Here is a 13,115-nt window from a genome sequence, read left to right on the forward strand (position 1 = left end):
TGTTTGATCTTCCATGCTTTTTTAGGCTTGAAAAATGGATAAAGTAGTACAAAAAAAGGACCGTAAGTGTTCATCTCCCATCGATGAATGCTTTCGGTCCTTTTATCTAATGAACGACGGTATCGGTCTTCGTCTCTCTTGATTAACGTCTTCGGAAGGCTCCGCCACGTGCGAGAGCGAAGAAGATGAGCAGGGCAATAATGGAGCCAACGATGGCTGGAATAATGTGAAATCCGCCAATCACCGGTCCCCTTGGTCCCAGCAATTCCGTTCCTAACCAGGAACCGATAAAACCCGCAATAACGTTCCCAAGTACACCGCCCGGTACATCTCGCCCAATCAAGTTGCCGCTTAACCAACCAATAAGTCCACCAACAATGAGTACCCAGAGCAGATCCATGGATTGTTCTCCTTTCTTCGGGTTTATTACAAGTTATGTGGGGTTCGTTGGATTATACCTCATCTTCCTGTCGGTGGAGGAATCTAAAGCGTCTGTGCTAAGATGGGTTAATATAGGATTGAAGACGTTGGAGAACAAGGGTAGATAGGGGTGCGTGTACATTTTGAAGAAAATCTTAGTCATTGATGATGAAATCGCTATTCGAGATTTAATTGAGCTGGTGCTAAGGCGAGAAAACTATGATGTGCAGACCGCAGAGGACGGCAAAACGGGCCTGAGGCTGCTCGACTCTTTTCAACCCGATATAGTGGTACTTGATCTGATGCTGCCAGATTGCTCCGGATATGACTTGTGCAAGGAAATTACCGGAAAACGCGCCATTCCTGTGATTATGCTCTCAGCCAAAAATGAGGTAATCGACAAGGTGCTTGGACTAGAACTAGGCGCGGAAGATTATATGACCAAACCCTTTGATAATCGTGAATTGCTCGCTCGCATCAAGGTGATTCTGAGAAGAAACGAGAGCAAGGAGGAATCAAGCGAAGGAACAGAGGTGACATCTACACGCATCATTCATGAAGAGTTGACATTTGACTTGGAAAGCCGAAGAGTGCTGAAAAACGATGTACCTGTGTCTTTAACGGCCAAAGAGTTTAAAATTCTGGAAACGTTACTCAAAAGGCCAGAAAAAATTTTTACCCGGGATGAATTGCTGCAGATTGGGTGGGGATATGACTTTATGGGAGACAGTCGCAGTGTGGATATGACCATCATGCGATTACGGAAGAAGTTGGAGGATAACGCGGACGAACCGAAGTATGTTAGGACGATCTATGGATTTGGCTATCAACTTGGAGGTGGCGAGGCCTGAAGTATGCAACCCGGTTACTGCTGAATTATTTATTTTTCTCCGTGCTGTCCTTTGGCATCATCATTTTTGCGGTGAACAAAGCAATCGATTACTACAGCTTCGTTACCATTGAGAAACAGATGATGGAGAAGGCGGATCTGTCCGAGCTGTCCTTCCGTGAGGTGTTGGCACAGCACAGGTCATCGTCAGGAGAGCCGCAGACGGAGGAAATCGTCAGACTTGCTCTGGAGAAGCTGAAAGCTTCAGGCAAGGAAGTACGTATCTATGATAGCTCCAAGCAATTACTGGGCTTGGCTGTGGATGGCATCATCATTAATGATGGCAAACCGCTTATTTTCGACAAAAATATAGAGAAAGCACTGAGCGGCAGTTATGCCTACACCGTCACGGAAGATCATCAGCTTTATTTTGCGACGCCCATTCAGAATCAATTCTACGAAAACGCATATGTGTATGAATTCGTGGATGACATTTCCTACTTTTATGCGATCATGAATCAAATCCGTTATATCCTGTTTGCAGGTGCAGGCGGTTTCATTGTGCTGATTACGTTATCCAGTCTGTGGATTGCACGCAATACAACCAAGCCGATTAAGATACTACTTGGCGCTGTGCAAAGCTTCTCCAGACAGGAGTTTCGGAGAGTTCATCTAAAACGGAAGGATGAGCTGGGCATGCTGGCAGATGGGCTGGATTCCATGGGGCGACAGCTTCATGATTACATTCAGTACCAGAAACAATTTGTCTCCAACGTATCTCACGAGTTAAAAACACCCTTGGCAGCCATTCGTGGTTTCTCTCAATACTTGGTTGAAGGAGAGACTGAGAACAAGGAGCTGCAAAAAATCTATGCTCATCTGTTGCAGGAATCAGATCGACTCACCCGCTTGATTAATGAACTGTTATTATTATCTCGATTCGATAAGGCGGGTTCTAATGATTTGGAAGCCCGGAAGACGGAAATGAACGAACTGATTCAGCAAGTTGCAATGAATATGGGAGCCAAGGCTAAGGATAGAGGGATCGAGATCAGAGTTAGTCAGGCGGAGCAAGAACCGGAAGATGACGGTATGACAAGAGTGCAAGCCAACGTGAATCCAATGCTGATGTCCCATGCCATCGCCAATCTTGTGGACAATGCCATCAAATATTCAGGCAGTCCATCGCTGATCGAATTGAAGTTGGAACATACGCCAAGCGAGGTCGTTATACGGATACGTGATCAAGGCATAGGCATCGCGGGCGATGAGCTGGAGCGAGTGCAGGAACGCTTTTACCGAGCGAAAAATGCAAGTACAGCAAATGGGTCGGGTCTTGGACTTTCCATTTGCAAAGAGATTGTAGAGCGGTTTAATGGATATATCGACATGGAAAGTCAACTGGGAAAAGGGACGACCGTTACAATTGTTTTGCCTCGTGCGTAGCCCTGCATTTCAAACCCAAGCCTAAATAGGTAACGTTACAAGATTGGTACATTTCTGTTATAAGACTAACAAATCTTTTATTTATAATCACTTCATAAGAACAAATCACACATTTATGGAGGGATCATGATGAAATTAACAAAGAAAGCTGCAAGTTTTATCGTACTAGGTGCGTTACTAACTGCGGCATTAACGGGCTGTCAATCCAGTGATGCTACATCTCCAGCAACCGGACAGAACACAGCAAACGAACAGAACACAGGCGAAGGTACAACAAATGCTAATACGCCTGCTTCCGAAAGTACTGAAGAAAAGGGAACTGAAGCTATTAAGGAAGGTTCGATGGAGAAGGAAGGCAATGTGGTACTGAAGGAGCTTGCTTTTGTCTATAATGAGCATACCATTGCGATTTCGGATACAGCGAATGAAGAACAGATGGAACAGATGCTGGGCAAACCGGATAACCTGAAATCTCATACGTACAGTGCTGACGATGGAACCAATATGGATAACTTAATCGGTTTTACGGAAAAAGTGTACACGTATCCCGGTCTGGAGATTAAAACCATCAGTATACCTGAGGGGAAACAAGACTCCATCTTTCATATCGAAATCACAGATCCTAAGTACGCCACAGTGCGAAACATTAAAGCAGGGGATAGCCTCGATACACTCAAAAACGCCTACCCTGAGGGGAAACTCGTTGGTGATGGCGCTCCAGATGAGGAGGATGACTTCCGTTACGAGCCGTCCAATTATGTGGATGTGATGTCATTTCATATCAAGGATGCCAAGGTCGAGAGCATTCAGATCTACAGTCTTCTGGACTAATAAGTAGTGAGCAATGTTGGTAAGCCATTCATGCGATTCACCTTCAATATCTGAATAAAAATGAAAAGTTAACCCTCATGCATCCTGAAAAGGAGCATTGAGGGTTAACTTGGTTTTAGGAGTTTTAAATTAAGCGCTGCTTGGGCAAATGCAGAATAACGTTGAATTGATCGCCATGAATTTCGATGTTGATCTCCCCGCCGTGCAGCTCAACGATGCTTTTCACAATGGACAGCCCTAGGCCAGAGCCTTCTGTCTGGCGGGATTCATCTGCTCTTTTGAAACGCTCGAACAACTCTTCCGCAGCAAAATCAATCTCATACGCAGCCGTATTTTGAATTTTGAATTGTACCTGATCATCAGACTCGTCCAAATAAATATAGATTCTGGTTCCTGGAAGCGAATATTTCTGCGCGTTGCCAATTAAATTTTCGAATACACGCCAAATTTTATTGCCGTCCAAATGTGCATGGATGGGGAATTTCGCGATCCTCTCCCGAATCACTGCCGACGCTTGTCCCATACCAGTGTTGGACTCGGCGATCGCCTGTGTCAATAATGTCGCGACATCGACGTATTCAATATCCAGCTCTACTGTACCGCTGGCCATCTTGGAGATTTCGAACAGGTCTTCAATCAACAGCTTCATCCGTAGCGCCTTCCGGTCCAGGGTTTCAATATAGGCTCGGGTAGTCTCCGTAGACAGATCGTCTTTTTTTAATAAATCAACATAGTTGATAATAGAAGTAAGCGGGGTTTTCAAATCATGCGATACATTGGTAATCAGCTCTGTTTTTAATCGTTCACTCTTCATTTGATTCTCCAGCGCGCTTTGATACCCGGCTTTCATATTGTTAATATAGCCAGCAAGCTTGGATAGGGCATCCTTGCCGGTTACCTGAATCGTATTCTGAATATTGCCTTCAGCAATTTCTTTGCTCCCGTTGATGATGGCGATAAAGCGTCCAAGCTTGGAAAGGATATACGGAACCAGGAACAGCACATACAGCAACACATAAAGTATGAGCAAGTCCTGTTCGTATACACCGTAATATGTGGCTGCCTGCCAAATACAAATGCCCGCTATCGGAGTTAGCAGAAACATCATGATGATGCCAAACGTTAATCTCCAGTTCTGCAAACTGGCTCTAAGACCGGTTCTCCAGCTATGAAAGTAATCCATCAGCAGGCTACCATGCCAGAAGGAACGTCCAGCTTGGGGTGCCTTAAAATAAAGAAACAACCTGCTTGCCAGTAAGCAAAGAATAATAAAGGCAAGCAGTGCCTGGATGTAACTTGAAGTTGAATAGCTAATACTCAACCCCGTGTATGAATACGAGTTTATAAGTATGAGGATCCATGAGATCGCGGCGACAATGATGACAATAAGGTCGATTGGAACCTTCCGATCGGCTTTATTTTTTCTCGATTTTGTATCCAATTCCCCATACCACCTTTAAATATTTTGGGTCTTTAGGGTTGATTTCAATTTTTTCACGGATGTTTCTTACATGTACGGCAACCGTATTCTCTGAAGTGAAGATCAGTTCATTCCACACGCGCTCATAAATCTCTTCAATGGAGAAAACTCTGCCTTTGTTCTCCATCAGCAGCTCCAGAATTTTGTATTCCTTCGGGGTTAATCTAACGTCCTCACCATCTATCTCAACAGTCTTCGAGCTTTTGTTCAGCACGAGTCCTCTTACTTGTATAAGCTCATCCCCGTTTGACTGAAAGGAACCTAAATTCGTAAACCGGCGCAGCTGAGATCGGACTCTGGCAATCAGCTCTAGAGGATTGAACGGCTTCGTAATATAGTCATCAGCACCAACGTTGAGTCCTAAAATCTTGTCGCTATCTTCTGACTTGGCGGAAAGCATAATGATCGGTATATTTTTGTTTTCACGAATTTTAAATGTCGTTTTAATTCCATCGAGCTGCGGCATCATGTTGTCCATAATAATAAGATGAATGGTTTCTTGTTCAAGAATTTCCAGCGCCTCCAATCCGTTAGAGGCAGTGAATACATCCACATCTTCGCTTTTCAAATAAATAACGAGCGCTTCTCGAATTTCCGGTTCATCGTCTACAACAAGAATGTTATTGATAGCCATTATTTCTCACCTTCATCACGATATTTCTTATACTTGCTAATCCGGAACTCATGTATCCCGAAAATTCAACATGGCCGAGGGGAGCGTCTGCAAGCATTAGCTCCTCTGGTGATTGTTCCTGATCCGTGTAAAACCCATGTACTCCAAACCTGGACAGAATCTGCATAACCGGTCTGCTGTTGACCGTGTGAACATAACTTTTTACCCCAAACTTATTCAGTGCTGGAACTAAATTGGGGTTTAGATACACGCGGTATGCAGGCATGGCAACGGCTGTCAGTTGTTTGTCCCTTACGAATTCTACAATACTTTCGGCAGAGGCGCCAGTTTTGTAAAGTGAATATATTTTGTTTGGAAAGGGGTGGATTCCCATAACCGTGTCATACATTTCCGGGCTGAAGATTTCAGGTATAACCCGGTTGAGCAGTGCAGGATCCGTTCGTCGAACCTCATTGACTAGATGCGCAAACTGCTGCTGAATTTGTTCTTTGCTGCCTGCTTTCGTGTCCACAATTAAGTCAAAATCAGGATATTGCTGCATCAGCTGCAGTATGTCCGGCAGGGTAAGAGGGTGGAATCTTCCCATAATAAGCGAGTTTGCAAACTGAAGCTTGGTTACGTTTCGTCCGCGATGAGCGGCCAAGTCAGGCTGTAGCTTCTGCGACCAATCATGTCTGGCTACAAGCTTCCCGTCCGTCGTCTGCACAAGATCAACCTCGAACAAACGGTACCCTCTATTGTAATTGGTTATAAATGCCTCATAAGAATTGGTGTAGCTGGCACCGTCAACTCCACCGAATGCATGTGCAATAAGCCTGTTTTCCTGCCAGCCGCTGGCACCAGGTATAGAGTCCGGCTGATTCTGACTTGTCCTAACAAGCCCCCAGTTGCACCAGATCATTCCTGCTGTAATGACTATGAGTAAGCTTAACATCATCGTTTTCTTCATTCGTTCTGCTCCTTCGTTATCCCGATGTAAGTCATACTACAGGACGCAAATGAAGAAGGAGTGGTATAAAAACGAAGGAATTTATGAAGTTTGTATACATTGAAATTCATATAAAAAGAACACAGCGAAGGCTTGGAAACGACAAATTGATCCGCTGGTTTGAGACTGGCACTCTATAGATGCATGAGACGTTGTTGGATGGTTGGATTATAAACATGGAGGGTGGAAGGGTGAACAAGTCGAGGACGTTTCTTTAAGTATGTATCGTGACGCAGCAGAAACAAGGGTGGAATGGATCCGCCCTTGTTTCATTACTGGATTATGGACACAGGGTACATTATGCACTTAGAAATCTCCGGCAGTAGTTAGGCGCTGTCAGGACGGAATGTTCATTGCCGTTTGAATGTTTTTCAGATCGAGCTGAATTTGCTCTGGAATATGGTACGGATGGTATAACCCATGCTGTACCATATAATTTGATATCTTCTCATGAGAGTCTATCGCTTCATCGAGCTGTTTCATCAGAATTTGCTTGATTTCGGGAGTGGCACATTCGGTCACAGCCATGGCGTAATTTCTGACTCCACTCTTGGCGTTTATCAACAGATCCATTGCGATCACATCATCCGTTAGCGTATGAAGGCCTGACATATGTTCTAATATTGGGTTCATTTGGTTATCTCCTATACAGTCGCTTTAGTCAGCACTCCACCAAGCTCCTGAAGCTGCTGTTGTGATAATATCGCATCTTGTTGCAAAATTTGCTTGAGCTCCGGGTCGGTTACGAGAGCTTGCATGGTCTGGGATTTAGTCAGGCAAACCGTCTTGAATGCAGCAATTTCATGTACCTCGAGCACCTCATGCAATGCGTATTTGGAATTCATTCGAATTGTCCTCCCATGTATCTATCCATATTTAAGGCTTTAAGATGACTTTAATACAATTGTCCGTTTTTGTATCGAACACTTCATAACCACGCTTGGCATCACTGAGGGGAATGACGTGTGTAACGATGTCGCCAGGGTCCACTTTTCCAGACGTAACCAACTCGTACATATATGGCATATAGTGAATGACTGGAGCTTGTCCGGAACGGATATTCACGTTTCGCTGCATGATGTCACCCAGTGGGAATCCGTTATAGCGTCCACCGTATACCCCAGTGACTTGGATGGTGCCGCCTTTGCGGACAGCCTGAGATGCAATGATAAATGCGCTCATAGTACCGCCTTGCAGTTTCAAACCGCTGGCTAAATACTCAAGATCGCTCATCTTGCCGTCCATTCCTACTGCATCAATGACAACATCGGCGCCACCTTTGGTCATTTCCTTGAGCGTATTGCCAATGTTCTGATCTTGTTCGAAGTTAACGATTTCGACGTTGTTCGTTCGCTTCGCATGCTGCAAGCGGTAATCGACATAGTCAACGGCAATGACCCGCTTTGCTCCTTTCAGCCAGCAGAATTTCTGGGCCAGGAGTCCGACTGGGCCGCATCCGAGCACGATGACCGTATCTCCATTTTTTACGCCTGCATTATCTACGCTCCAGAATGCCGTAGTCATGGCATCTGCGATCAAGCTTAGCTTTTCATCCGGTTGTTCGCAGTTCTCAGGAATTTTGAAGTGGGTGAAATTGGCAAATGGAACCCGTAAATACTCAGCTTGCCCGCCAGAATATCCGCCGGTCGTTCCCGAGTAGCCGAAATATGCGCCCATATCTCCGTTCTCGTTGGAATTGTCACATTGGCTTTCCAGCTGATTTTTGCAATAAAAGCATTCTCCACATGCGATGTTAAACGGGATGATTACACGGTCGCCTTTTTTTAGGTTTGTCACGCCAGGGCCTACTTCTTCTACGATGCCCATCGGCTCATGTCCGATGACATAGTTCTCCTGAAGGTTAGGGATCATCCCGTGAATAAGATGAAGGTCAGAACCGCAAATGGCGGTACTGGTGATCTTTACGATCATATCGTCCGGTTTCTCAATCTTTGCATCCGGAACCTCTTTGACCACGACATTTTTAACCCCTTGATACGTTACCGCCTTCATGCTTTATGTCCTCCAATATGTTCATCTGGGGTCCGATCAAACATCCCTTTACGCGACGTATCACCCGGGAACAGATTCATCTGCCCGATCATCACCGTATTATTCGCCGAAAGCTGGTCGAGTTGGTACTGTTCATTCAGCTCGTAAGGATGGAACCATTTTTTGCGAATCATGAGCTCCGAGATTTCCTGGTGCATTGCGATTCCTTGTTTAAGCTGAGAGTGCAGAAGGGCTCTTACATCTGGTGAAGCCGTTTCCGTCAGGGCGATGGACAAATTACGCACACCTTCCTTGGCACGAATAAGGAAGTCCATGGCAAAAGTCATATCTGCCATTTCCGGCATATTTAATGAATTAATCGGGTCTAAATAATCGGTATTCATTTGAGCTCCCCTTAATGTGTTATAGGTGTCGGACTAGTTGGAACAGGCGCTTGGAAAGGAGCTTTGGCATAAATGGCTTGCAGCTCGGCGATCTGTTGTATGGACTGAGTGACGTCTTTCTGCATTAAAGCTTTTAGCTCTTGGTCAAAGACCAGGCCTTGCATCAGTTTTGACTTGGCGATGCACAGTGTTTTGAAGTTTAAAGCTTCATGCAGTTCCATCGATTCGTGCGGCGCTAGTGTTGGTTTGTTCATGGAGAACTGATCACCTCCTTTTTTTCATCAACGTTAGATTTTCCAACGAATCGGATCTTATACTAAAATCTTAGAAGGGTTGCGGAAGATGGAAGATCCGAATATTCCCATACCTTTGCAGGAATATAAACAATTTCTTAATCCGATACTTATTTTTGTGTTTTATATGATCTTGCAAAAAGGGAGGAGGACTCACTGTGCCCAATAAAAACAAAATTGATCTAGCCACCGAAAATGCAAGAAAACCGGCAGAAGGTGCCCTTAACTCGAGTGGAAATACACTGGAGCAGCATGCATCTAATGCGGTTTCTGAAGTGCAGACAGCTTTAAATCAGGCAATAAGCTCGTTAAATGAATCTAATGCAACAGATTCACAAGCGTTGGAAAAAGCCCGGCAGCAATTGACCCGAGCAGATGAATTTTTAGATCAAGCGCAAACTTCCGCAAACGCATTACGTCTCCCGGACCAACAATAAAACGGTCCTAGTACTGATAAGCTTGGCAGAGTTTTTCCTTCTATTCTGCATTTTCTCCGATTCTCTCTGCATGGGGATTTACCCTGCGTTGACGATCGGAGGAAGCAATTTTCCTAGAACACATATAGTTACGGTCACATGCTTCGGCTCACGCCGAAGTTTTTTGTATTTTTAGATGTATCGGACAATTTCAAAATCACGGTTGAAAAAGAATGATTAAGGGCCAGGCATTAGAAAAAGTCTTGAACATAATTATAGGTAATATCTATCCAACTATGTTGAGGAGGACATCATACTGCCTATGTTACCTATGGAAGAATATTTTGGTAAGTTGGAACTCGTTCATTCCTTTTACGGGGCTATGCCTACAGGTGTTAGTGTATCCGAAACCGGGCGTATCTTTGTTTGCTTTCCGAAATGGGGAGATGACGTTAGATTTACGGTAGCGGAGATTGTTGAGGGTCAGTTGCAACCTTATCCTAATTTAGAAACCAATTTGAGTAACCCATCGAATAACGCTATGTCTTTCATCAGTGTGCAAAGTGTTGTAACAGATGGAAGAGGAACCCTGTGGGTACTGGATACGGCTGCACCTAATTTTTCTGAGCCCATTATAGGAGGGGCAAAATTAGTCGCGGTAGATTTAGGAACAAATACAATAAGAAAAGTATATACATTTGCAGATGATGTGGTCCTGCCGACAACGTATCTGAATGATGTCCGATTTGACTTTCGTGTAGGTAACGCAGGTTACGCATATATAACGGATTCTTCTTCCAATGGTCCAGGCGCTATTATCGTCGTAAATCTAGAAAACGGCAATGCGTATAGACGGTTGCATGGAGCAAGCTCAACCTCACCCGATCCGTATTTTGTACCGAAAGTGGAAGGTAAAATTTTGATGAATCGAAACGCGGATGGTTCGACATCTCCCTTTCGCTTGGCCTCTGATGGGATAGCCATTTCCCCTGATGGGAAAATGTTATTCTATTGTCCATTAACCAGTCGCCAGCTATACTCGATCTCAACCGAATCGTTAAGAGACAGAACGATACCGGATTTCAAGTTAAGTGATCTTGTGCAGTATTGGGGAGAGAAGGGAGCATCGGATGGGATGATCACGGACGCAATAGGAAACGTTTATGCTGGAGATTATGAGAATGATAGTATTCGCAAGATATTGCCGAATGGAATCATGGAAACCATCGCCCATGATCCCCGAATTTTATGGCCAGATACGTTTTCTATTGGTCCGGATCAATACTTATATGTAATTGTGAATCAATTACATAGGCAGGCAAGATTTCATTATGGAAAAGATCTGCGACAAAAACCGTATAGTTTACTCCGTATGAAAATTGATGAATTACCTGCACTTCCTTTTGATCAATAGAACCGATTAAAACATAAAGAGGCAGAGCTTCACCCTGTTGTGATCTCAAACGGGATTCATAGTCTCAGGAGTACAACCTGCATCATGGACATATGTATATAGCACTGCTATAATAAAAGTTATGAACACATATGACAAAATATTAGCAGCTGCTCTTAAGGTACTGGAGGAAGAGGGCGGAGCCCAATTTTCGACGCGAGCGGTCACTTCAATCGCGCAGGTTACGGCTCCAACACTCTACCACCACTTCGGTAATGCCGATGGACTCCTGAGTGCAGCTATAGTGGAAGCATTCAAACAGTTATTTGATAGCAAAATTGCCGCAGTGGAGTCACCTATTCCAGAGATGGCGCTTCGTCAGGGGTGGGATGACTATGTCCGCTTCGCGGCAGCCCGTCCTCGAATATATGCGGCAATGATGGGGCGGCTGCTAGAGGGCGCCCATATCGAGGCGGCAGATCAGTCGCATCAAGCACTGGTGCAAAATGTTCAAAGAGTTGCCGCCGCAGGAAAACTGGCTGTTTCAGCCGAAACTGCGGCAGATCTGGTCTGGGCTTCTGCCAATACGGCCTCATGGCTGTATGTGACGTCCCAAATTCGCAAGGTACCCCCACCCCAGCCCGACGTCGTTGATCTCATTCGAGAAAGCGTGATGCAGATCATCTTGATCCCAATGCCGGATTCTGCTTCAAAATGAGGGATCGATGAAAAAGCTTGGAGACTCCAGACAAAGCCCCTATGTGGGCTTTGTTTTGTTTCATGGTAAAGATGATGAACCACAAATGGTAGCACATAAGAGAGATCGCCTATCCAAGCAGGATGGCGATCTTTTTCATTTTCAAAGGGTTTCGATGAGCTCATTCCTCGCGCTACGGTATGTCGTGAGCGTCGAAGTATATCACGCTGTGCCCGTCATTAATGATGTCAGATCGCAGGAGGATTACAATATGAAAAATATATAGCACCGCTATAGACAGCTCTATATAGCGGTGCTATAATGACCGTATAACAGTGCTATACAGTGATTCATAACTTATCAAACTCGGGAGGTTTACAATGCGATATAAAACTCAAGAAATGGTTGTCGTCACAGGTACTTCAAGTGGAATCGGCAGGGCTACCGCGGAGCAGCTTGCCGCTGAAGGATTCCACGTTTTAGCTGGGGTTCGCCGTCAGGAAGATGCCGACAAAATCAAACAAAAAAATATCGAACCGGTCATTCTCGATATTACTGCTATCGACACACTAAGGACGCTGGCCGAACGAGTGGAGCAAGATCCACTTGGTCGCCCGTTGCGCGCCGTGGTCAACAATGCTGGCATTGCCGTTAATGCACCTCTTGAGATGGTTCCGCTGGATGAATTACGCCGTCAGATCGAAGTCAGCGTGATCGGGCAAGTTGCGGTTATTCAGGCGCTTACTCCCGCCTTGCTGAAGAGCGGCGGACGCGTAGTGAATATCGGATCCGTTGGCGGCAAAATTTCAATGCCCGGTTTCGGAATTTATTCAGCTGCAAAATACGCGATGGAAGCGATCAATGACAGCCTCCGCAGAGAGATGTCCTCGTTCGGACTCAAAGTTATCATGATTACTCCGGGCGGTGTCAGCACCAGCCTGTCGGAGAAAGGGGTTACGACAGCCAATCGGCTGTCCAAGTTGATGACGCCCGATCAGCACAGACGACATGACCGCCTTTTTGACGCCGTGAAGGCGCAGGCTGAATCGTGGGCAACGAGCGGTATTCCTCCTGAGAAAGTGGCAGAAGTGGTTTCACGAGCCATCCACGCAAGTAATCCGCGCACTCGCTATACGTCTGGCCGAGATTCGGCACTGCTGACCCGACTGGTTCGTATTCTCCCGGATAAACTTCTCGACCGGATGCTCCGCAGCCAGATGAAGCTGCAGTAACGGGAGTATGACTGATGTCACAACAACCGTTTAAACATGCATTATTGATAACATAGGAGG

Annotated in this window: 16 protein-coding genes; 7 read left to right on the forward strand and 9 right to left on the reverse strand. The window is 45.3% G+C overall.

The features are described 5' to 3' along the window. Positions 1-142: 142 nt before the first annotated feature. Positions 143-400, reverse strand: coding sequence for a GlsB/YeaQ/YmgE family stress response membrane protein (locus NLBNIHML_RS02775; protein WP_091029919.1), 258 nt, complete (start codon positions 398-400; stop codon positions 143-145). 154 nt (positions 401-554) lie between these two features. Between NLBNIHML_RS02775 and NLBNIHML_RS02780 the strand changes: the two genes are divergently transcribed. The 3 genes from NLBNIHML_RS02780 (at position 555) to NLBNIHML_RS02790 (ending at position 3,526) form a co-directional block, all read left to right on the forward strand. Further along, the gene (locus NLBNIHML_RS02780; protein ID WP_253436246.1) at positions 555-1,271 is read left to right on the forward strand and encodes a response regulator transcription factor; all 717 of its coding nucleotides are present in this window, start codon (positions 555-557) and stop codon (positions 1,269-1,271) included. 71 nt (positions 1,272-1,342) lie between these two features. Then, positions 1,343-2,695 carry a sensor histidine kinase gene (locus tag NLBNIHML_RS02785; RefSeq protein ID WP_494353708.1) on the forward strand — a complete coding sequence of 451 codons (1,353 nt, stop codon included), beginning with the start codon at positions 1,343-1,345 and terminating at the stop codon, positions 2,693-2,695. Between the two features lie 126 nt (positions 2,696-2,821). Continuing rightward, positions 2,822-3,526: a hypothetical protein gene (locus NLBNIHML_RS02790; protein ID WP_494353709.1), complete on the forward strand. Its 705-nt coding sequence runs from the start codon at positions 2,822-2,824 to the stop codon at positions 3,524-3,526. Between the two features lie 124 nt (positions 3,527-3,650). On the opposite strand, the gene NLBNIHML_RS02795 is transcribed toward NLBNIHML_RS02790, so the two are convergent. From NLBNIHML_RS02795 to NLBNIHML_RS02830, 8 genes are all read right to left on the reverse strand, one after another. Further along, entirely contained in the window at positions 3,651-4,967 is a 1,317-nt protein-coding gene (locus NLBNIHML_RS02795; RefSeq protein WP_494353710.1) for a sensor histidine kinase, read from the reverse strand. Beyond that, positions 4,942-5,640 (reverse strand): response regulator transcription factor, encoded by a 699-nt coding sequence (locus NLBNIHML_RS02800; RefSeq protein WP_339233788.1) that lies wholly within the window; start codon positions 5,638-5,640, stop codon positions 4,942-4,944. Before NLBNIHML_RS02800 ends, NLBNIHML_RS02795 begins: the two co-directional genes overlap by 26 nt. Continuing rightward, complete coding sequence (locus tag NLBNIHML_RS02805; RefSeq protein ID WP_494353711.1) at positions 5,627-6,589, reverse strand: phosphatidylinositol-specific phospholipase C/glycerophosphodiester phosphodiesterase family protein; 963 nt, start codon at positions 6,587-6,589, stop codon at positions 5,627-5,629. Before NLBNIHML_RS02805 ends, NLBNIHML_RS02800 begins: the two co-directional genes overlap by 14 nt. Before the next feature lie 375 nt (positions 6,590-6,964). After that, positions 6,965-7,261, reverse strand: a complete 297-nt coding sequence (locus tag NLBNIHML_RS02810) for a spore coat protein (protein ID WP_494353712.1) — start codon at positions 7,259-7,261, stop codon at positions 6,965-6,967. Between the two features lie 11 nt (positions 7,262-7,272). Beyond that, on the reverse strand, positions 7,273-7,473 hold the full coding sequence (locus NLBNIHML_RS02815) for a hypothetical protein (RefSeq protein ID WP_253436282.1): 201 nt from the start codon (positions 7,471-7,473) through the stop codon (positions 7,273-7,275). 31 nt (positions 7,474-7,504) lie between these two features. Further along, positions 7,505-8,641, reverse strand: a complete 1,137-nt coding sequence (locus NLBNIHML_RS02820) for a zinc-dependent alcohol dehydrogenase (RefSeq protein ID WP_247897573.1) — start codon at positions 8,639-8,641, stop codon at positions 7,505-7,507. Continuing rightward, on the reverse strand, positions 8,638-9,024 hold the full coding sequence (locus tag NLBNIHML_RS02825) for a spore coat protein (RefSeq protein ID WP_342569978.1): 387 nt from the start codon (positions 9,022-9,024) through the stop codon (positions 8,638-8,640). Before NLBNIHML_RS02825 ends, NLBNIHML_RS02820 begins: the two co-directional genes overlap by 4 nt. An 11-nt stretch (positions 9,025-9,035) precedes the next feature. Next, positions 9,036-9,278 carry a spore gernimation protein GerQ gene (locus NLBNIHML_RS02830; RefSeq protein WP_494353713.1) on the reverse strand — a complete coding sequence of 81 codons (243 nt, stop codon included), beginning with the start codon at positions 9,276-9,278 and terminating at the stop codon, positions 9,036-9,038. Between the two features lie 197 nt (positions 9,279-9,475). Between NLBNIHML_RS02830 and NLBNIHML_RS02835 the strand changes: the two genes are divergently transcribed. The 4 genes from NLBNIHML_RS02835 (at position 9,476) to NLBNIHML_RS02850 (ending at position 13,055) form a co-directional block, all read left to right on the forward strand. Beyond that, positions 9,476-9,754: a hypothetical protein gene (locus NLBNIHML_RS02835; RefSeq protein WP_494353714.1), complete on the forward strand. Its 279-nt coding sequence runs from the start codon at positions 9,476-9,478 to the stop codon at positions 9,752-9,754. Positions 9,755-10,055: 301 nt separating this feature from the next. After that, the gene (locus NLBNIHML_RS02840) at positions 10,056-11,147 is read left to right on the forward strand and encodes an L-dopachrome tautomerase-related protein (protein WP_494353715.1); all 1,092 of its coding nucleotides are present in this window, start codon (positions 10,056-10,058) and stop codon (positions 11,145-11,147) included. Positions 11,148-11,268: 121 nt separating this feature from the next. Then, the gene (locus NLBNIHML_RS02845; protein WP_494353716.1) at positions 11,269-11,844 is read left to right on the forward strand and encodes a TetR/AcrR family transcriptional regulator; all 576 of its coding nucleotides are present in this window, start codon (positions 11,269-11,271) and stop codon (positions 11,842-11,844) included. 359 nt (positions 11,845-12,203) lie between these two features. Further along, a complete protein-coding gene (locus NLBNIHML_RS02850; RefSeq protein WP_494353717.1) occupies positions 12,204-13,055 on the forward strand; it encodes an SDR family oxidoreductase in 852 nt (283 codons plus the stop codon). The last annotated feature ends 60 nt before the right edge of the window (positions 13,056-13,115 follow it).

This window comes from Paenibacillus sp. JNU01 (assembly GCF_059130585.1).

Bases quoted from the DNA above. Each gene is read 5' to 3' on its own strand.
- NLBNIHML_RS02830 (WP_494353713.1), bottom strand. From the start codon at position 9,278: ATGAACAAACCAACACTAGCGCCGCACGAATCGATGGAACTGCATGAA.
- NLBNIHML_RS02810 (WP_494353712.1), bottom strand. From the start codon at position 7,261: ATGAACCCAATATTAGAACATATGTCAGGCCTTCATACGCTAACGGAT.
- NLBNIHML_RS02825 (WP_342569978.1), bottom strand. From the start codon at position 9,024: ATGAATACCGATTATTTAGACCCGATTAATTCATTAAATATGCCGGAA.
- NLBNIHML_RS02790 (WP_494353709.1), top strand. From the start codon at position 2,822: ATGATGAAATTAACAAAGAAAGCTGCAAGTTTTATCGTACTAGGTGCG.
- NLBNIHML_RS02845 (WP_494353716.1), top strand. From the start codon at position 11,269: ATGAACACATATGACAAAATATTAGCAGCTGCTCTTAAGGTACTGGAG.
- NLBNIHML_RS02840 (WP_494353715.1), top strand. From the start codon at position 10,056: ATGTTACCTATGGAAGAATATTTTGGTAAGTTGGAACTCGTTCATTCC.
- NLBNIHML_RS02800 (WP_339233788.1), bottom strand. From the start codon at position 5,640: ATGGCTATCAATAACATTCTTGTTGTAGACGATGAACCGGAAATTCGA.
- NLBNIHML_RS02805 (WP_494353711.1), bottom strand. From the start codon at position 6,589: ATGAAGAAAACGATGATGTTAAGCTTACTCATAGTCATTACAGCAGGA.
- NLBNIHML_RS02850 (WP_494353717.1), top strand. From the start codon at position 12,204: ATGCGATATAAAACTCAAGAAATGGTTGTCGTCACAGGTACTTCAAGT.
- NLBNIHML_RS02815 (WP_253436282.1), bottom strand. From the start codon at position 7,473: ATGAATTCCAAATACGCATTGCATGAGGTGCTCGAGGTACATGAAATT.
- NLBNIHML_RS02775 (WP_091029919.1), bottom strand. From the start codon at position 400: ATGGATCTGCTCTGGGTACTCATTGTTGGTGGACTTATTGGTTGGTTA.
- NLBNIHML_RS02820 (WP_247897573.1), bottom strand. From the start codon at position 8,641: ATGAAGGCGGTAACGTATCAAGGGGTTAAAAATGTCGTGGTCAAAGAG.